Here is an 18,395-nt window from a genome sequence, read left to right on the forward strand (position 1 = left end):
TTTATCGGCGCGCACCAACGCCCAGCCATGAACGTCTTCGCGGTATCCGGGATTCCCGAGGTCGAACCCGGCGACGACATCGCGGCGCTCGTCGAGGAACGAGTTGACCTCGAACCCGGCGACGTGCTGTTGGTCGCGAGTACCATCGTCTCGAAAGCCGAGGGGCGGACCGCAACGCTCGACGAATTCCCGGCGAGTCCGCGAGCGGAGGAAATCGCGGGACGCCTGTCGGAAATCTCGGGTGAGGAGAAAGACCCGCGGTTCGCACAGGCCGTCCTCGAAGAGAGCACGGAACTCGTCATGGAAGCGCCCTTCCTGCTGACCGCGACGCGGTTCGGCCACATCGGGGTCAACGCGGGTATCGACCGGTCGAACACGGGGGACGCGGACCTACTCTTGCTCCCGAAGCGACCGAGCGAGAGCGCCGCCAGAATTCGGGCGGGACTCTCGCTGGACGCGCCCGTCGTCGTCACCGACACCTGTGGCCGCCCGTTTCGCCACGGACAGCGCGGGGTCGCCATCGGCTGGGACGGAACCCCCGCGAGCCGCGACTGGCGGGGCGAACGCGACAGGGACGGCCACGAACTCGAAGTGACCGTCGAATCCGTCGTGGACGAACTCGCCTCCGCGGCGAACCTCGTGAGCGGCGAGGGCGACGACGGTCTGCCCGTCGTCGTCGTCCGCGATTGGGAGTTCGGCGACCACGGGGGAAGCGACAACCTGTTTCGGTCGGTCGAGGGGGATTTCGTCCGGCAGGCGCTCCGGGGGTGGGAGTTTGCGCGGGATTGAACTCACGCCCGAGGAGCCGATTGCCGAGTTGGTCGAACACGGGAAGACGGCCGAGGACGAGGGCTTCGACACGCTGTTCGCCAGCAGCCACTACAACAACCGCGACCCGTTCACCGTCCTCTCGCGGGTCGCAGACGCCACCGAGGACATCCGCCTCGGGCCGGGCGTCGTCAACCCCTACGAGAGCCACCCGGTGACGCTCGCCTCCCGGGTCGCAACGCTCGACGAAGCCAGCGACGGACGGGCGGTGTTCGGCGTCGGCGCGGGCGACCGCTCGACGCTCCGGAACCTCGGCATCGACCGCGACCGACCGCTCCGGCGCGTGTTGGAGACGATGAAGGTCTCGAAGGACCTGTGGGCGGGCGAACGCGTTACCCACGACGGAACCTTCACCGCGCGGGACGCGGGACTGAACTACGACGTCGGCGAGATTCCGGTGTACGTCGGCGCACAGGGGCCGCACATGCTCCGCATGAGCGCGAAACACGCCGACGGCGCGCTGGTCAACGCCTCCCATCCGCGGGATTTCGACTGGGCGAGCGACCGCATCGAGGAGGGACTGGCCGAGCGCCCCGACGAACGCGGCGAGTTCGACTTCGCGGCCTACGCCTGCGTGAGCGTGGCCGAAGACGGCGATGCGGCCCGCGAAGCGGCCCGTCCGCCGGTGGCGTTCATCGCGGGCGGAACGGCGGAGCCGGTGCTCGACAGACACGGAATCGACGAGGAAGCGGCGGGGGAAATCGGAAAGAGCATCGAGGCCGGCGAGTTCGCCGCGGCGTTCGAGGCGGTGACGCCCGCGATGATAGACGCCTTCTGTATCGCCGGGACGCCGGAGACGGTGGCCGACAGAATCGCCGCCGTACTCGACTACGCGGACAGTTTCGTCGCCGGGTCGCCGCTCGGACCGGACCGCGAAAACGCGGTCAGTCTTGTTGCGGCGGCACTCGACCGGGCACGTCGGAGACGAGCGTAGCGCCCAGTCCACCGATGGTCAAGTAGGCGAAAAACAACACGGAAAAGCCGACGAAGATGGCCCCGAAGAGCAACATCAGCGCCGGGATTGGGTTCGACGTCGCCGTCGCCACGTCGGTGAACAGTCGAGCCATTTCGGTGAAGTTCGAGAGGATTCCTGCCATGCCCGATACTCCGTACCGGGGGTACTTGGATGCTCCGTCACGCTTACGACCGGGCGCTCCGTAGGCGCGGACGTGTCAGAGGATACGTCGCTCTCGGAATTCGTCGGGAAGACGGGCGAGTCGGACAGACAGGACGGGGCGGACGGACAGGACGAAGCGAACGACGCGGAGGGACAGGTCGAAACGGCCGAGACGACCGACGCGGACGGGTCGGCGACGGACCACGAATCCGCCGAGAAGCCGGACGAACCCGCCGTCGAACCCGCCAGAGCGACGTACGATTGGACGCCCGACGGCGCGGCTTGTACGCGCTGTGGGGCGGCGGTCGAGAAGCGCTGGCGGGACGACGGCGGAATGGTCTGTTCCGACTGCAAGGAGTGGTGAGGTGGAAACGCGGATGGGAAATGAAACCACGCTTAGAAGGTCATCCGGAAACGTGCCGACTAACCGGAGAAACCGCTTGACGTCGGCGGTTGAACGGCGACCTATCTCTTCGTCCGGGAGTGTCTCGTCGAAATCATGTTTGGCGCGAAACCCCGTACAAGTTGTCTTTTTTATCGACAGACAAATCCACAAAGTATTCAAGGATAACTGGAACACCTCTTTGAGTAGCGACAAAAGTTACAAAGGCCCGCTCCCATAGTACGTGTAACGAGGGAGACGCCGTTCACAGTACCCCATTGCCCATCAGGACCCGTTTCGACTCAATCGCGCATTCATAGCATGAAGGAAGCTAACAAAGATCCAGAGCCGACCCCTGTAGAGCGACCCACAGACGAATTCGCGGACCCCCTCTCGGTCGAGGACGCGGCGGATTTGACAGGACGCATCATCGACAACATCGAACACGTCATCGTCGGTCAGCACGACGTCGCGGAGCACATTTTGACGACGATTCTCGCACGCGGTCACCTCCTCCTCGAAGACGTTCCCGGCGTCGGGAAGACGATGCTCGCGCGGTCACTGGCGCGCTCCATCGACTGTTCGTTCAAGCGCGTGCAGTTCACGCCCGACCTCCTCCCATCGGACGTGACCGGCGTCAACATCTACAACCAGAAGACGAACGAGTTCGAGTTCCAACCCGGTCCCATCTTCGGAAACGTCGTCCTCGCCGACGAAATCAACCGCGCGCCGCCGAAGACCCAGGCCGCGCTGTTGGAATCGATGGAAGAAGAGCAGGTGACCATCGACGGGAAGACCCACGACGTTCCCCGTCCCTTCACGGTCATCGCCACGCAGAACGCCATCGAGCAGGACCGCACCTACGAACTCCCGGTGGCCGAAATCGACCGGTTCATGAAGAAACTCTCGCTCGGCTACCCGAACCCCGAGGACGAATCCGAGGTCCTCCGGCGCGTCGTCGGCGAGCACCCGATTCGCCGACTCGACGCGGTTGCGAGCGCCAGCGACATCCGCCGAGCCAGAGCGACCGTCTCGAACGTGAGCGTCAAGAAACCGGTTCGGGAGTACGTCACCCGACTGGCGAACTACACTCGGGACCGCTGTCAACTCGGCGTGAGTCCGCGCGGGTCGATTTCGCTGCTCCGCGCGGCACAGGCTCGAGCGGTCCTCGACGGCCGCGAGTACGTGATACCCGACGACGTGAAAGTCGAGGCGGAGGTCGTTCTCGCCCATCGCGTTCGGGGCAACTCGGGCGTCATGGGCGGCGAGGAAGGGCGGAAGATAGTACAGAACGCCCTCGACAACGTACCGGTGGAGTGAGATGCTGACGCGACGTGGCGGTGCGTTCGTCGCGGTCGGAATCGCCGGGTTCGCGTTGGCGTGGTCGTTCGGCGCGCGGTCGCTGAACGCCGTCGTCGGACCGATTTTGGTGGCGCTACTCGTCGGCTACATCCAACTGAAACGGACGAGCCACCCCCAACTCGACGTCTCGGTACCGAGCGTCGGCTCACGGGAGGACGAAGTGACGATAACGCTCGATTTCTCCGCGCCCGACCCCTTCGCCGGGACGGTCGAATTGGAACTCGATGACGGACTCGAATACGACGACGGCCCCGTGAAGAGCAGCATCGGCGAGACGACCGTCGAGTTCGACGTTCGACTCGCAAAGCGCGGCGAACAGTCGATCGGACCGGTTCGCATCGTAGGGAAGGACGTCTTCGGACTGTTCAAGCGGACGTTCACCCATCAGGTTCGGGAGACCATCCTCGTCTTCCCGCGGATACGACCGGTCGATGGGGACGCCACCGTTCGCGCACTCCAAGACGCCCACGTGAACGCGGCCCGGCGCGAGTTCGAACAGCTCCGGGAGTATCAGACCGGTGACCCGCTCCGTGACGTCCACTGGAAATCGAGCGCGAAACGACCGGTGGGCGAGATGCTCGTCCGCCAGTTCGAGGCGCAGGCGGAGAGCGAACGGATAGAAATCGTGGCCGAGGCGAACGCGGGGCGCGTCGATACCGTGGCTGACGCGACCGCCAGTATCGCGTCCGCCCTACTCGACGGCGGCGTCGCGGTCGGGGTGACGACGCCCGAAGGCCGCGTCGCGCCCGACGGCGCGACCGAACAGCGGACGAAGATTCTCACTCTGCTCGCGCACATGGAGAGCGGACGGGTTCACGACCGCGAGCGCGCGCGAGCGGACGTCCTCGTTCGCGGACCGACCGACCGGGAGCACGCGGAAATTCAGTGGGGCGGCGACACGATGTCGTTCGACGAGTTCGCGTCGGGCGGCGCGCGGACGACCGCGCCACACACGGCCCGCGCGGACGGGGGTGAGACGCGATGAGCACGGCGCGGGGATTCCAGTTCGGCCGAGTGACGATTCCGTACCGAGGGCTGGCGATGGTCTCGACGGCGGTGCTCATCGGGTCGTACCTGAGCATCCTCTACGATATCGCGAACATCGCGGGCGACAAGGGGGACCTGCTCCTGTTGGTCGCGGGTGCGTTCGTCGGTGCGACCCTGTTGGCGCGGAAACTGCCGGTCTGGGTCGCGTTCGCGGTCGGAGCGGTGTTGTTCGTCGGCGGGATGTTCGCCTACTACGCGACGATACCCGGCGGCGTGAACGTGTTTTCACAGGCGGGTCAGATTGCCGCGGACAACATCGCGCTGTTGACCGGGTTATCGATTCTGGAGATGCGGAAAGTCGGCACGTGGGCGTTGGGCGTCGCACCGGCGACCGTCTTCGTGCCGTGGTATCTCGTCTGCCGCCGTCGGTACATGCTCGCGGCGGCGAGCGGCGGCGCGGCGCTCGGCTTTTTCGTCCTCACGGGCGACGCCGGGTCGTTCGTGACGCTCGCGGGGATGCTCGGCGCGCTCGGAATTATCGCCTTCGGGACGATGGTTCGGTACGGTGCCACCGTCGGCCAGATAGACGTGTTGGTCGTCGCGCTGGTTGCGATGGTCCTCCTCTCCGCGACGGCGAGCGTCGTCCCCGGCGGCCGTGCGAGTCCGATACTATCGAACAGCGGCGGCGGGTCGGGCGGTAACGGCGGACTCATCAGCAACAACCCGCGCCTCTCGGTGCAAGGCAGCATCGAACTGTCGCCGAAGGTGCAGTACACCGTCACGGCGAGCCACGAGGGGTATTGGAAGGTCGCGTCGTACGACCGCTATACGGGGAACGACTGGATACGAACCGGCGGCAGTCGCGCCTACGAACAGCAGTCGTCGCCGCCCGGAGACTCCTACGAGATTCGACAGACGTTCACCGTCAAAGCGACGCGGGCGGACGCGATGCCCGCGGCGTGGAAGCCGATTCGAGTCCTCGGCAATCAGCGGTTGGACACGCGAATCAGTAGCGCGGGGAGCCTCTCGCCGAAACGACCGCTGACGAAGAACCAGTCCTACAGCGTCGTCAGTCGCGTGCCGACGAAGAACCCGAGCGAGTTGCGAACGGCCGGAACCGACTACCCGAGCGACGTTCGACAACGGTACACGCACGTTCCGGGGAGCACGTCACAGCGGTTGAAAGAGCGGGCGGGGGAAATCACCGCGGACGCGAAGACGCCCTACGACGAGGCGGTCGCCATCGAGCAGTGGTTGGAGACGAACAAGGAGTACTCGCTCGACGTCGACCGACCGGACGGGAACATCGCCGACTCGTTCGTCTTCGAGATGAACGAGGGATACTGCGTCTACTACGCGACGTCGATGGTCGTCATGCTCCGCACGCAAGGGATTCCGGCGCGGTTCGTGACGGGATACACGCCGGGACAGCGGACCGACGAGGATACGTGGGTCGTCCGCGGCCTCGACTCGCACGCGTGGGTCGAAGTGTACTTCCCCGACACGGGATGGGTCCGGTTCGACCCGACGCCGACCGACGAACGCGTGGACGCGGAACAGTCGATAGTGGAAAACGCCCGCGAAAACGAGAAACCGGGCATCGACGCGTCGGGGAGCGAGAACGGAACGTGGACCCCGGAGCCGACGACGACCACCACGACGACCACCACGACCACCACCACGACCACCGGCGACGGGACGAACAACACGTCGAACGGTTCGACGGGCGGGGAATTGCCCGACCGTCAGAGGCCCGGTGACGGAATCGTCGGTACGAACAGCCCGGCCCGAACGACGACTACCACGACGAACGCGACGGCCGGTGGCGGAATTCCCATCGAACTGCCGTCGACGTCGCAAGTGCTCTACGGGGGCCTGCTGGTGCTCGGACTGTTGCTCACGGCGAGGCGGACCGGTCTGGTAAATCGGGCGTACCGAACCATGTGGATGCGCTGGCAACCGCGCGACGAACCGGACGCCGACGTCGAACGCGCCTTCGACAGACTGGAGTACTACCTGTCGCGGAAACACCGCGAGCGCCGTCCCGGCGAGACGCCGCGCGAGTACATCGCGTCGCTCTCGCACGTCGGCGTGGACGAGCGAGCCGAACGTGTCGGTTCGTTGTACGAAAAGGCGCGATACGCGGGCGAGGTGACCCGCGACAACGCGGACGAGGCGGTGTCGCTCGTAAACGACATCGTTCGCGGGTCGGATGGTGGCGGAACGAGTGGGTAACGACCGTTCGATATGGCAACACACCCGACAATGTTTAATAGGTTGGTTTCGTAGCCCCATGCGTAATGTCGGAAGTCTGCTCGACGTGCGGGCTGCCTCAGGAGCTTTGCGTCTGCGAAGACGTCGCAAAAGAATCCCAGCAGATCACCATCCGCATCGACGAGCGCCGTTATGGAAAAGAGGTAACGATAATCGAAGGATTTGACCCGAAAGACGTGGACGTCGATAGTCTCTCTTCGGACTTGAAGTCGAAGTTCGCCTGCGGTGGCACGGTCGAGCAGGGTCAGATAGAACTTCAAGGAAACCATACCGGACGCGTCGAGGATTTCCTCCGCGACCGCGGGTTTAACGTCGCCTGACGAACCATCCGTCGGTCGGGGACAGCTACACAATCATTTTTAACCGGTCTCCGAACTGCCGAGAGGAGTCCCGTCTCGGTCGAACGGGCGAAACTGAACCTCAGAACGGAGCGTCGCGTTCGGCGTCGGCCGACGATTCGAGTTCGTACTCCCACTCGCTGAGGCCACCCGCCATGCTCTCGACCCGAGTGTCCTCCGGGACGCCCTCGTACGACCCGATGAGTCGGGCGGCTTGGACGCTCGATTTGCCGAGCGGACAGACCGTGACGACGTGTTCGGCACCGTCCAGTTCGCCGATCCGAGAGGGGAGCGTGTGAAACGGGATGTTCTCGCTTCCGGGGATGTGACCGCTGTCGAACTGTGGCTCCGGTCGGATGTCGACGATTCGAACGTCCGCGTCGGACTCGACCAGTTCGTGAACGTCGTCGGTGGAGATTTCCGCGTCCATCGACCGGGGTTATGGGGGCCGCCGGAATAAGCCACCCGGTCGGGGAACACGGAATCGGGCGTCCCACGAACGCTAAATCAACCCTTCCTCGCGCGCGAGCAGGAGCGGGGGCAATCCCCACCCGCAGGTCGGCCCGGCACGAACCGCGTCGATCGCCTCCCCGACGGGAACCGTCCGAACGTCGATGAACTCGTCGGCTTCGAGGTGCTGGTCGCCGGGCGAGAGGTCGGACGCGAAGACGACCGCCCGCTGTTTTCGCATGCCCGCCGCCGGATAGTACGTTTCGAGGAGTTCGACGTGTTTCGCGCGATAGCCCGTCTCCTCGTACAGTTCGCGTTTCGCGGCGCTCTCGTAGGACTCGCCGGGGTCCATTCGACCCGCCGGACAGGAGAGCACTCGTTCGCCGAGTCGCGGGCGGTACTCCTCGATGAGGACGAGTTCGTCACCGGTTCGGGCCACGACCGCCACGGCGTCCGGCGGGTCGAACCAGCCCCTTCGGACTCGGTTTCCGTCAGGCCGTTCGAGGGTGTCGTAGCCGACCGCGTGGCCGAGCAGCGACAGGCCGCGTCTCGCGTGGAGTTTCCACTCCATCAGTCGAGCAGGCCCTCCGCGTTTGCGAGGAGGAGCGCCTCGATGGTCGCGTCGTTGGCCGGGTCCTCGCGCGCGGCGTCGAGGGCGTCCTCGACGGGAACCGTCCGCACCGAGAGGAACTCGTTGTCGTCGAGGTTCCGCTCGACCGGCGTCAGTCCCTCCGCGAAGACGATACCGCGCTCGTGTCGGAGGACGCCCGTGGCGACCCAGAACGTTTCGAGTAGCGAGAGGCCGTCCGCCTCGAAGCCCGTCTCCTCGCGGAGTTCGCGCCCGGCGGCGGTCGTGTACGATTCGCCGTCCTCGACGATTCCGGCGGGACACTCCAAGCAGGTCTTCCGAATGGCCGGGCGGTACTGCTCCACGAAGACGACCCGTCCGTCCTCGACGGCGAGGACGACCACGGCGGGCGGGAGGTCCGCCCAGTAGTACTTCTTCGTCGTCCCGTCGGGTTGTTCCACGAGGTCGTAGCCGCCGGTGTACCAGCCGGTTTCGTACTCGGACTCCGATTCGAGCACCGGCCAGTCGTGGTCGCGCCAGTCGTCGGTCATGGTCGTGACTGAGGCGGCGTGTGGTTAAAATCGACGTGATACCGCAAAATCAGTCGTCGTGGTGGGCCGAGTTGTCCTGCGGGTCGTACCCGAGAACCTCGCGTGCCCGTTCGATGGAGTAGTACTTTCGGTCGTTGTCCGAGATTCCGTAGACGATTTCGTAGCCGTAGTCGGCGGTCAGACAGCAGTCGAACAGGTGGGCACAATCGCGGTAGGACAGCCACATCGCCTGTCCGCGTTCGTAATCTATCGGCGGGTGACCCTCGGTCAGGTTGCCGATGCGGACGCAGGCGACGCTGAGGTCGAACTCGTCGTGGTAGTATCGGCCGAGCGTCTCGCCCGCCGCCTTGCTGACGCCGTACAGGTTACCCGGACGGGGGAGTTCGGTGCCGTCCAGTCGGAACTCGTCGTGCGTCCGGTAGAGGTCAGGTTTCCGCTCTTCCGTCTCGTAGGCACCGACCGCGTGGTTCGACGAAGCGAAGACGAACTTCTCGACGCCCGCATCGACCGCGGCCTGCATGACGGTGTGGGTGCCGTCGATGTTGTTACCCAGTACGCTGTTCCACGGCGCTTCCGGCCGGGGGTCGCCCGCGAGGTGGATGACCGCACCGACACCGTCCACGGCTTCGTACACGGCGTCGTAGTCGGTGATGTCCGCGACGAAGAATTCGTGGGACGGATCCGCCGCTGGTGGTTCTCTGTCGAGCAATCGCCACTCGTATTTCGATTCGAGGTCGCCGAGAATCGCCGACCCGACGCGGCCCTCGGAACCCGTGAGCAGAACGGGATCGTCCATTCAATCGGCTAGAGGTACAACCCCGATAAGAACCATGCGATTTTCCGGCGAGACGACGACAGTTACGCCGTTACGCGGTGCAGAACCTTATCGCGGGCGAGCATGAGGCCCGCGATGAGGGCCACAGTACCCATCCAAACGAACCACAGCGCCATCGTGTTATCGCCGGAGAGCGCGTTCTGGATACCTTGATATTCGGTCACTGCTCCGAGAACCGTCAACAGCCCCGACCCGGCGATGTACAGTGCGAACATGCCGAGTTCGAGGAGCGATTCGAACATGCCCGTTCATCGGAACGTGAGGCAAAAGAAGCTTTCGCAGGAACCCCGCTCAGGCGAGCCGCGCGAACGCGAGGTTGCCGCGGACGCTCTCGATGTACACCTGCACTTCGTCGCCCTTCTGTGCGCCGGGGACGAAAATCGTGTACTTGCCGCGTTCCGCAACGCCGTCGCCCTTTCGTCCGGTGCCGGTGATTTTGACCTCGTAGGTCCGCCCCTCTTCGACGGCATCGCGCTGTTGGGTTCGGCTCGTCGTGCTTCGCTTCGTGACCGGTCGGAACGCACCACAGGCGTCACAGCGGAGCATGAGGTTGCGGTTCTCGCGCACGAGTCGCGTGTCCGGCAGACCACACTCCGAACAGATGACGAACTCCTCTACGTACTCGTCCAGTGCGGTGTTGAAGTCGGACTCGGTGAACGACCCGCTGTATCGTGCCTGTCCTTCCTCGTACTTCCCGCTGGTACCGAGTTCGCGCTGGAGCGCGCTGTGAACGTGTTCGCCGTCTCGTGACAGGGCGTCGGCGATGTCGTCCAAGTTGGTCAGTCGTGTGAACGACCCGTCCTTCTGGACGGCCGGGTCGGGATAGCTGAACCGCTCGTCGCTCGTTTCGAGGTCTGGAACGGCGTCCATGCCTCTGTCGAGGGCTGAATTGTAATCCATACCGTTCGTTGAGAGGTGAACACGTAAAGGTTCTCCGTGTTCCATGTCATCACGAACTTTAACCCCCCGACGCTTCGTTTCCGGCATGGAACCGACGACGCGAGACGCCGCCTGTTTCGAAGCCGGAATCAAGTTCGGCGCGCTGTATCACCAGTTCGCGGGCACCCCCGTCTCCCCCGAGAGCGCAGACAGCCTCGAACGCGCAATCGAGGAGAGCATCGAAAACCAGCCCTCCTGTGAATCGGTCGAAGTGGACATCCTGACCGACAAACTCGAAGACGAGATAGAGCACGGGTATACCGAACTCACGGGACGATACATGGAAGTCGAAATCGTCATCGACCACGAGGGGACAGAAGTCGTCACGCGAATGGAGATGGAGGACGGCTATCCGCTGATGAAAATCGAGTCTGTTCGGGAGGAGTGAGAAGAGCACCGAGTTCGGCCAGCGAACAAATGTGAGCGATAGGCCGTCCGACTTTGCGCCGGGAACTAGCAACCCTGCCGCGAGCGAAGTGAGCGGGCCGAGGAACCCCCGACGGAGCAGGGACGGCGAGGACTCGCCGTCCTCTGCGACGGAAGCGGGGTGACGCGGGCTTTTGGTCCAGATTTTTATCGAGGGTCGCCCAGCGACCCTCGCAATAAAAAGGTGGGGTCTTTCACTTCCGGTTTCGGGTTATCTTTTAAATGTAATCCCGTCCAATCACGCGACATGAGTCAATCTTCGTTCGATGACGAACTGTTCGGTGAAGCGGCGAACGAAATGCGGGAAGACGTCGAAGAACACCTCGCGGCCGCCCGCGAGGAACTGCCACCCGTGGAAGCCGTCTGGGAGACCGACGCCGAGAACACGCTTGGAGCGCTCAACGCGCTCCGCTCGGCGCTCGACGTCGGCGACGCGGAGGACCACCTCCACGACGCCAAGAAGTGGTACGCGATGGGCCAGCGGGCCGACGCGTTCGAGGACGCCGACGACCTGAAGGACGAAATCGAGACCATCGACGCCGCCATCTCGGACGTCGAGGACGCCCGCGAGCAGGTCGGCGAACTGGCGAGCACGATTCCGAGCCTGAAGGGGTCGCTGGAGGAGTTGGAAGCCGACGACGAAAGCGACGACGATGAAGCCGAGGAATCGGCGGGTGACGACGAGGTGGAAGCGGAAGAGGCGGACGCGGAGGAAGAAGAGGAAGAGTAAGGGGGACGAATCGACCTACTCGCGGTCGGGACGGGACACGTCCCGCGATTCGACCGCCGAGAGCAGTTTCACCAGCGATTGCGTCGCCAGTTCGAGCAGTTCTTCGCCGCGCTCCTCGTCACCGTCGGTCGGGTCGCCGACGACGCCGTTTTCCGTGAACTCCGCGCTGTCGTAGGCGAGGTTGGTGTAGGACACCCACTCCCCCCAGCCGTCGCTCGCGCCCTCGCGGGCCGCTTCGATTTCGTCCTCGCGCACGAGGTCGGGGCGAGTGTGACGGAGGAAGGCGGTTTCGAGCGGCCCGGCGTGGCCCATGTCGCTCCGGTGGTCGCCGACCGCTTCGAACCACGTGAACGGAACGGCGTAGGCCTCGTCGTGGCGGGTTATCGTCCCCGCGACCTCCCGGAGCGCGGCCACGTTGCCGCCGTGACCGTTGACGATGACGACGCGATTCCAGCCGTGATGGGCGAGACTGGCGACCGTCTCGCGGACGTACCGGCGGAAGGTGTCCTCCGAGACCCACAGCGTGCCGGTGAACTGGCGGTGCTCCTCGCTCACGCCGACGGAAATCGGCGGGGCGACGACGACCTCGCCGTCGTACGCCGCCGCGCCCGCGTCCGCGACGGCTTCGGCGTTCAACCAGTCGGTGCCGAGCGGTGCGTGCGGGCCGTGCTGTTCGGTGCTTCCGACGGGGAGGAGCGCGAGGTCCGTGTCCACGTCGTCGGCGTCGGTCCACGTCGCATCGGAGAGGTGCATACGGGTTTCGTGTTCGGCAATCCCCTTGTAATCGCGGGGTCGGCCGGAAGGACTTACTAACTCAGTGCTGTCGTTCCGTCCATGTCCGACCGCGAGCGAGAGCAAGGTGTGGAATTGGGGGAACTGAGCGGCAAACTGGAGGAACACGACTATCCCGCGGACGTGGACGAACTCGTCTCGGAGTACGGCGAGTACGAAATCGACTATCCGAAGGGATCGGAAACGTTCGAAGAAGTGCTCGGACCGATGAACGATACCTTCGATTCGGCGGAGGAAGTTCGACAATCAATCATGACAATGGTTGACAGTGATGCGGTCGGTCGCCAACGCTACTCCGACCGCGGCGGCGTCGAACAGTCCGCGGCCGACGAAGACCCGGATACGGAGTCGTTCTGACGGAATCGTAACGAGAGGATTACCGCGACTAGTTGTAGCCTACGAGCGCTGTAAGTGGTCGTTACCATCGTTTTTCACGGCGAAACCAGTTGAACGGACGACTGCCTTATTCGTCGCAGTCACGACCCACCGATAACTGATGAACGAATACAGACGTGCAAGTCTCGACCGGGGGTCAGAAGCGAAATCATGACAGGGAATGGACCGACGGCCGAAACCGTCTCCTCGCTCCTCGGGGACCGGGAACTGATAGTCGCATCGAATCGACAACCGTACAGCCACGAACGTGAGAACGGCGAGATTTCCGTCAGCCGTCCGGCGGGGGGGCTCACGTCGGCGCTCGACCCCGTGATGCAGTCCGCCGGTGGGACGTGGGTGGCGTGGGGGAGCGGCGACGCCGATTTCGACGTGGCCGACGAGGACGGGCGCGTTGGCGTACCACCCGAGTCGCCAGCCTACGACATTCGGCGCGTCGAACTCACGGACGAGCAAGTTGAGGGATACTACTACGGCTACAGCAATCAGGTGCTCTGGCCGATCTGCCACATCGACCCGGCGAAGATGAACGCCGACACCGCGTTTTGGGAGCATTATCAGCGGGCGAACCGGGCCTTCGCGGACGCCATCGCCGACGAGACGACCGAGGAGTCGGTGATCTGGTTTCAGGACTACCATCTCGGGCTGGCTCCCCGGATGGTGCGCGAGGAGCGACCGGATGCGTTCTGCATGCAGTTCTGGCACATCACGTGGCCGTCGTGGGACGCGTTTCAGGCGTGCCCGCACTACGAGCAACTGCTCGACGGATTGCTCGCGAACGATCTCGTCGGGTTCCACACGGAGCGATACTGCCAGAACTTCCTCGATTGTGCCGCGATGCTCTCGGGGACGCGAGTCGATAGAGCGACGCGAAGCGTCGTCTACGAGGGCGGGCGGACGTTCGTTCGACCGTTCCCGCTCGGCATCGACGCCGACAATCGACAGGAACTCGCCGACTCGACGGAGACGACGGCGTTCTGGGAGTCGTTCCGACGGGAGCACGACCTCGGCGAGACGGTCGCGGTGGGGGTCGAACGACTCGATTACACCAAGGGAATTCCCGAGCGACTCACCGCGCTGGAGCGGTTCTGGGAGCGACATCCGGAGTGGCGCGGCGAGTTCACGTACGTCCAAAAGGCGAGCGAGAGCAGGAGCCAGATAGACGCGTACGGGAAGTTACAAGCGGAGGTCGAATCGGAAATCGAGCGAATCAACGACCGGTTCGGGACCGACGACTGGGTGCCGGTCGTCTATCTGAACGAGCATCTCCCGAAGGAAGGGTTGGCGGCGCTGTACCGCGAGGCGGACCTCGGTATCGTCAGTCCCCGGCGCGACGGAATGAATCTCGTGGCGAAGGAGTTCGTCGCCTCGCAAGTGGACGAGCCGGGCGTGCTTCTTTTGAGCGAGCTGACGGGCGCGAACGAGGAACTCGGCGACGAGGCGGTGACCGTACACCCCCATCACACGAACGAGTTCGTGGAGGCCATCGAACGCGCGCTCTCGCTTCCCAAGTCGGAGCGAAAACGACGGATGCACGACCTCAGAAAACAAGTGCATTCGAACGATGTGTACGCATGGATGAACGCCCAGTTCCGAACCATCGAAGCGATTCGACGAGGCCGTGAAGTGGCCGCGAAATCACCACAGAGACGATGAGTGAAGACGTACCCGACCCGCTCCACCACCACCTCTACGCGTTGGTACGGCGATTGCGGGACACGGACGGGATGTTGGCGATGTTCGATTTCGACGGGTCGCTCGCACCGATAGAAGACCACCCCGACGACGTTCGGCTGCCACCGGCGACCCGGACCGTCATCGAAGACCTCCGCGATTCGCCGGACGTCCAGGTTGGCATCGTCAGCGGACGGGGATTGGACGACCTCCAAGAACGAGTCGATGTGGACGGCATCGCCTACGCCGGAAACCACGGGTTGGAAATCGGAACGAGCGACGAACGACATACCCACCCGGTCGCGGAAGACGCGACGGACGAAATCGGACGCCTCTCCGCAACTCTCGATTCGAAACTCGCCGCGATAGACGGAGCCTTCGTCGAGGACAAGGACGTCACCGCGTCGATTCACTACCGACTCACCGACGACGACCGCGTTCCGGAGGTTCGGGAGGCGGTCCGCGATGTCGTCGCGGACGTAGAGGACGTGCGCGTCACGACCGGAAAGCAGGTCATCGAACTGCGCCCGGACGTCGATTGGCACAAGGGACGGGCGATTCGGTGGCTCTACGAGCGGCGCGTCCCGGACGACGAAACGTGGCTTCCGCTGTACGTCGGCGACGACCGAACCGACGAGGACGCGTTTCACGTCCTTCCCGACATGGGACTCGGGGTCAAAGTGGGACACGAACCGCCGACGATGGCGAGCTATCGCGTCGCCGACCCCGCCGCGGTGCAAAAAACGCTCTCGTGGTTGGCCGAGTACGGCGTCGAGTTTCTGCAATCCGAACCCGCGATGAACAGGACATCGCCACAGAGCTAAGGAAACCCTCCGTTACCCGTTTCGAAACAGCCGACGGAACTCCGACAAACCGTCTGAACAGTCACGCCGGTTTATTCGCTATTTGCGAGTATTTCGGGCCAGAGAGACAATGGTATCAGACGAGAACACCGGACGGGAAACGGAAGAGGAGCGAATCACGGACGAGACGACGGAGGAGATATCGGACTACGACGAGGAGCGCGGCGAGGAAGGACGACGAGAGGTAGAAGGACGACGAGAAGTGAAACGACGGCGAGAGGAAGAGCGACCGCATCCACCGGCGGGTCCGGCGCGGTACGAGGGAAAACGACAACCGGAGGGCGAGTACGAACGACCGGCGAAATCGTCCTCGTACGGCGGACGGTACGGAAGCAGGGTTCCGAAACGCGGGGCGGAGGAAAACGAACTGAATGCACGCGAACAGCGCGAACGGGAAGGACGCGCGCCGCGAGAGAGCGAGGAGGAAGTCGCCACTGAATCGTCGGAGGAACCGGTCCGTAAATCGGAGACGGGCGAGATACCGAAGTACGGCGGTCGCCGCGACCCGAATTGGAAGCAGCAACGACAGCGGGCGAAAAGCCGACAGCGACAGCGCGAGGAGGTGGTTCGACGATACGAACGACAGGCGAACGCGGCGCTTTCCCGACAACGGGATTTGCAGGTCGAAAAAGGCGGACGACGGTACCACCGCGGGCGGTGATAACCGCCTTCGAGTCGGACCAAATCGCCGCCGTCAGTGACCGTCAGCGGTGCGTAACCGCGGTCAGTCGTTGGCGTCCGTTCGCGCCGTTCTCCGGGCGGCGCGGTCGATGAACTCCTGTGGAAGCTCGTCGATTTCTCCGGCCTGAACGCCCCAGAGATGCGCATACAGGCCGTCGTTGCCGATGAGTTGGTCGTGGCGACCGCGTTCCACGATTTTGCCGCCTTCGAGGACGACGATTTTGTCCGCGTCCTTGATGGTCGAGAGGCGGTGGGCGATGGCGAACGTCGTCCGGTTCTCGGTGAGTTTGTCGAGGCTGCGCTGGATGAGCATCTCCGTCTCCGTGTCCACGTCGCTGGTCGCCTCGTCGAGGATGAGGATTTCCGGGTCCTTCAGAATGGCGCGGGCGATGGAAATCCGCTGGCGCTGACCGCCCGAAAGCTTCACGCCGCGCTCGCCGACTTTGGTGTCGTAGCCGTCGGGCAGATTGGTGATGAACTCGTGCGCTTCGGCGGCCTTGGCGGCCTCCTCTATCTCCGCGTCGGTCGCGTCGAACGTTCCGTACTCGATGTTCTCCTTGACCGTCCCGTAGAAGAGGAAGGTGTTCTGGCTGACGTACCCGATGTTCCGGCGGATGCTCGGCAAACTCACGTCGCGGATGTCGGTGCCGTCGATGCGGATGGCACCTTCGTTTACGTCGTACATGCGGAGCAGGAGTTTGAGGACGGTGGATTTCCCGGCCCCGGTCGGGCCGACGAGCGCCAGCGTGTCGCCGCCCTCGACTTCGAAGGTGATGTCCTCCACGATGGTTTCGCTCTCGTCGTAGCCGAAGGTCACGTGGTCGTAGACGACCTCCCCCTCGGTGACGTCGAGGTCCTTCGCGTCGGGGTTCTCCTGAATCCGACTCGGTTCGTCCATCAGCCCGAAGATGCGGGCACTGGAGGCGTACGCGCGCTGGTACATGTTGATGATGGATCCGAACTGCGCCATGGGCCAGATGAACCGCTGAGTGAGGAGCATGAACGTGACGAACTCACCCGCTTTCAAGTCCCCCGAGAAGAGCCACGGTCCTTCGCCGTTGAACACCCAGAGGCCGCCGACGATGAACGTCAGTGCGAAGCCCAGCCCCGAGAGTATCTGGAGCGACGGGAAGAACTTTATCCGGGTGACGATGGCGTCCCAGTTCGCACCGAAATAGTCGTTCGACACGTCGTTCACGCGGTCGGATTCGAAGGACTCCGTGTTGCTCGTCTTGATGACCTGAATGCCGCCGAGGTTGTTCTCCAGTCGGGAGTTGACCTTGCCGACCGACGAGCGGACGTCGGAGTACTTGGGTTGAATTATCTGGATGAACTTGTAGGTGAACGCCGCGATGAGCGGCACCGGCACCATCGCCACGAGCGCGAGTTGCCAGTTGATGGTGAAGAGGATGGCCGCGATGGCGACGACCATCACGCCGAGTCGGAAGGCAGAGTTCATCCCGTCGTTGAGGAACCGCTCTAAGCGGTTCACGTCGTTCGAGAGGATGGACATCATCTCGCCGGTCTGTTTGTCCGAGAAGAACTCCATGTCCAGTCGCTGCATCTTGTCGTACGTGTCGGTCCGAATCGAGTGCTGGATGTTCTGGGCGAACGAGTTCCAGCCCCAGTTACGCCCCCAGTGGAACATCGCCCCTACGCCGAACGCGAGTGCGATAACGACGACCGAGAACCAGAACTGACCGATTTCGGTGCCCGGTGTAATCCCCTGGGCCATGCTCGCGGACAGGAACGGAACCTGCCCGGAGAGCGCCTCCGAGTAGGGAATTTTCTTGTCCGTGCTGATGAGAGAATCGAGGGCGACGCCGAGGATTATCGGCGGTAGGAGGTTGAGAATCCGGGCGAAGAAACTGGAGACGACCCCGACGACGAAGGCGAAGCGATTTTCGCCCCCGTATTCGACGAACAGACGCCGCATCGGATTGTCGGCGTTCTCCCGCTGTTCCTCGAACGGGTCGTCTTCGTCCGTGTGTATGCTCATTATTCTCTCTCAAGGGACACTGTATTGATAAGAGTTTCCTACGAACCGAAACACCGCCGCTTCAGTCGGTGGTGCACCAACGCAGGAACGGCCAAGTCACGCATAAGCGTTCGGGCAGGGAGGAGATCCGAAGCGATGGTCGCTATCGCGGAGGGACGGATACACCAGGGTTCGTTCTCCGTCCGATCACAGGGAGAGAAGGAACA

The 18,395-nt window shown here is 63.7% G+C and carries 22 protein-coding genes; 13 read left to right on the forward strand and 9 right to left on the reverse strand.

What is annotated here, in order from left to right; all coding sequences use genetic code 11:
* The first annotated feature begins 27 nt into the window (after positions 1-27).
* Both OPC11_RS10750 and OPC11_RS10755 read left to right on the forward strand, forming a co-directional pair.
* Positions 28-789, forward strand: coding sequence for a coenzyme F420-0:L-glutamate ligase (locus OPC11_RS10750; RefSeq protein ID WP_264781863.1), 762 nt, complete (start codon positions 28-30; stop codon positions 787-789).
* Positions 776-1,762 carry a 5,10-methylenetetrahydromethanopterin reductase gene (locus OPC11_RS10755; protein ID WP_007979755.1) on the forward strand — a complete coding sequence of 329 codons (987 nt, stop codon included), beginning with the start codon at positions 776-778 and terminating at the stop codon, positions 1,760-1,762. The genes OPC11_RS10750 and OPC11_RS10755 overlap by 14 nt, the downstream gene beginning before the upstream one ends.
* Here the strand turns inward: OPC11_RS10755 and OPC11_RS10760 are convergent.
* Positions 1,713-1,925 carry a hypothetical protein gene (locus tag OPC11_RS10760; protein ID WP_264781864.1) on the reverse strand — a complete coding sequence of 71 codons (213 nt, stop codon included), beginning with the start codon at positions 1,923-1,925 and terminating at the stop codon, positions 1,713-1,715. The genes OPC11_RS10755 and OPC11_RS10760 overlap by 50 nt on opposite strands.
* Positions 1,926-1,997: 72 nt before the next feature.
* On the opposite strand from OPC11_RS10760, the gene OPC11_RS10765 reads away from it, so the two are divergent.
* The 5 genes from OPC11_RS10765 (at position 1,998) to yciH (ending at position 7,270) form a co-directional block, all read left to right on the forward strand.
* Positions 1,998-2,309: a hypothetical protein gene (locus OPC11_RS10765; RefSeq protein ID WP_264781865.1), complete on the forward strand. Its 312-nt coding sequence runs from the start codon at positions 1,998-2,000 to the stop codon at positions 2,307-2,309.
* Positions 2,310-2,648: 339 nt separating this feature from the next.
* Complete coding sequence (locus tag OPC11_RS10770; protein ID WP_007979761.1) at positions 2,649-3,647, forward strand: MoxR family ATPase; 999 nt, start codon at positions 2,649-2,651, stop codon at positions 3,645-3,647.
* Between the two features lies 1 nt (position 3,648).
* A complete protein-coding gene (locus tag OPC11_RS10775) occupies positions 3,649-4,674 on the forward strand; it encodes a DUF58 domain-containing protein (RefSeq protein ID WP_264781866.1) in 1,026 nt (341 codons plus the stop codon).
* A complete protein-coding gene (locus OPC11_RS10780) occupies positions 4,671-6,911 on the forward strand; it encodes a DUF3488 and transglutaminase-like domain-containing protein (protein WP_264781867.1) in 2,241 nt (746 codons plus the stop codon). The genes OPC11_RS10775 and OPC11_RS10780 overlap by 4 nt, the downstream gene beginning before the upstream one ends.
* Positions 6,912-6,976: 65 nt before the next feature.
* Positions 6,977-7,270, forward strand: a complete 294-nt coding sequence (gene yciH / locus OPC11_RS10785; protein WP_007979767.1) for a stress response translation initiation inhibitor YciH — start codon at positions 6,977-6,979, stop codon at positions 7,268-7,270.
* A 100-nt stretch (positions 7,271-7,370) separates the two neighbouring features.
* On the opposite strand, the gene OPC11_RS10790 is transcribed toward yciH, so the two are convergent.
* The 6 genes from OPC11_RS10790 to OPC11_RS10815 form a co-directional block, all read right to left on the reverse strand.
* Entirely contained in the window at positions 7,371-7,718 is a 348-nt protein-coding gene (locus OPC11_RS10790; protein WP_007979769.1) for a rhodanese-like domain-containing protein, read from the reverse strand.
* 72 nt (positions 7,719-7,790) lie between these two features.
* Complete coding sequence (locus OPC11_RS10795; protein ID WP_007979771.1) at positions 7,791-8,309, reverse strand: NUDIX hydrolase; 519 nt, start codon at positions 8,307-8,309, stop codon at positions 7,791-7,793.
* A complete protein-coding gene (locus OPC11_RS10800; protein ID WP_007979773.1) occupies positions 8,309-8,857 on the reverse strand; it encodes an NUDIX hydrolase in 549 nt (182 codons plus the stop codon). The genes OPC11_RS10795 and OPC11_RS10800 overlap by 1 nt, the downstream gene beginning before the upstream one ends.
* A 49-nt stretch (positions 8,858-8,906) precedes the next feature.
* Positions 8,907-9,653 (reverse strand): NAD-dependent glucose-6-phosphate dehydrogenase Azf, encoded by a 747-nt coding sequence (gene azf, locus OPC11_RS10805; protein WP_007979775.1) that lies wholly within the window; start codon positions 9,651-9,653, stop codon positions 8,907-8,909.
* A gap of 62 nt (positions 9,654-9,715) precedes the next feature.
* Positions 9,716-9,934, reverse strand: a complete 219-nt coding sequence (locus OPC11_RS10810; RefSeq protein WP_007979777.1) for a hypothetical protein — start codon at positions 9,932-9,934, stop codon at positions 9,716-9,718.
* A gap of 49 nt (positions 9,935-9,983) precedes the next feature.
* Positions 9,984-10,592: a translation initiation factor IF-2 subunit beta gene (locus OPC11_RS10815; protein ID WP_007979779.1), complete on the reverse strand. Its 609-nt coding sequence runs from the start codon at positions 10,590-10,592 to the stop codon at positions 9,984-9,986.
* 85 nt (positions 10,593-10,677) lie between these two features.
* On the opposite strand from OPC11_RS10815, the gene OPC11_RS10820 reads away from it, so the two are divergent.
* Together OPC11_RS10820 and OPC11_RS10825 are read left to right on the forward strand one after the other, a co-directional pair.
* Positions 10,678-11,019, forward strand: coding sequence for a dihydroneopterin aldolase family protein (locus OPC11_RS10820; RefSeq protein ID WP_264781868.1), 342 nt, complete (start codon positions 10,678-10,680; stop codon positions 11,017-11,019).
* 285 nt (positions 11,020-11,304) lie between these two features.
* Positions 11,305-11,787 (forward strand): DUF5790 family protein, encoded by a 483-nt coding sequence (locus OPC11_RS10825; protein ID WP_264781869.1) that lies wholly within the window; start codon positions 11,305-11,307, stop codon positions 11,785-11,787.
* Between the two features lie 15 nt (positions 11,788-11,802).
* Here OPC11_RS10825 and OPC11_RS10830 read toward each other — a convergent pair whose 3' ends face one another.
* Entirely contained in the window at positions 11,803-12,540 is a 738-nt protein-coding gene (locus tag OPC11_RS10830; protein WP_007979784.1) for a creatininase family protein, read from the reverse strand.
* Between the two features lie 81 nt (positions 12,541-12,621).
* Between OPC11_RS10830 and OPC11_RS10835 the strand changes: the two genes are divergently transcribed.
* The 4 genes from OPC11_RS10835 (at position 12,622) to OPC11_RS10850 (ending at position 16,170) form a co-directional block, all read left to right on the forward strand.
* Positions 12,622-12,936 carry a hypothetical protein gene (locus OPC11_RS10835; RefSeq protein WP_007979786.1) on the forward strand — a complete coding sequence of 105 codons (315 nt, stop codon included), beginning with the start codon at positions 12,622-12,624 and terminating at the stop codon, positions 12,934-12,936.
* A 189-nt stretch (positions 12,937-13,125) separates the two neighbouring features.
* Complete coding sequence (locus OPC11_RS10840; RefSeq protein WP_264781870.1) at positions 13,126-14,628, forward strand: trehalose-6-phosphate synthase; 1,503 nt, start codon at positions 13,126-13,128, stop codon at positions 14,626-14,628.
* A complete protein-coding gene (gene otsB / locus OPC11_RS10845; protein WP_264781871.1) occupies positions 14,625-15,470 on the forward strand; it encodes a trehalose-phosphatase in 846 nt (281 codons plus the stop codon). Before OPC11_RS10840 ends, otsB begins: the two co-directional genes overlap by 4 nt.
* Positions 15,471-15,579: 109 nt before the next feature.
* The gene (locus OPC11_RS10850) at positions 15,580-16,170 is read left to right on the forward strand and encodes a hypothetical protein (RefSeq protein WP_264781872.1); all 591 of its coding nucleotides are present in this window, start codon (positions 15,580-15,582) and stop codon (positions 16,168-16,170) included.
* Between the two features lie 63 nt (positions 16,171-16,233).
* Here OPC11_RS10850 and OPC11_RS10855 read toward each other — a convergent pair whose 3' ends face one another.
* Entirely contained in the window at positions 16,234-18,189 is a 1,956-nt protein-coding gene (locus tag OPC11_RS10855; RefSeq protein ID WP_264781873.1) for an ABC transporter ATP-binding protein, read from the reverse strand.
* Positions 18,190-18,395 lie beyond the last annotated feature (206 nt).

Origin of the sequence: Haladaptatus sp. T7 (assembly GCF_026008575.1) — an archaeon.
Classification (GTDB): Archaea; Halobacteriota; Halobacteria; order Halobacteriales; family Haladaptataceae; genus Haladaptatus; species Haladaptatus paucihalophilus.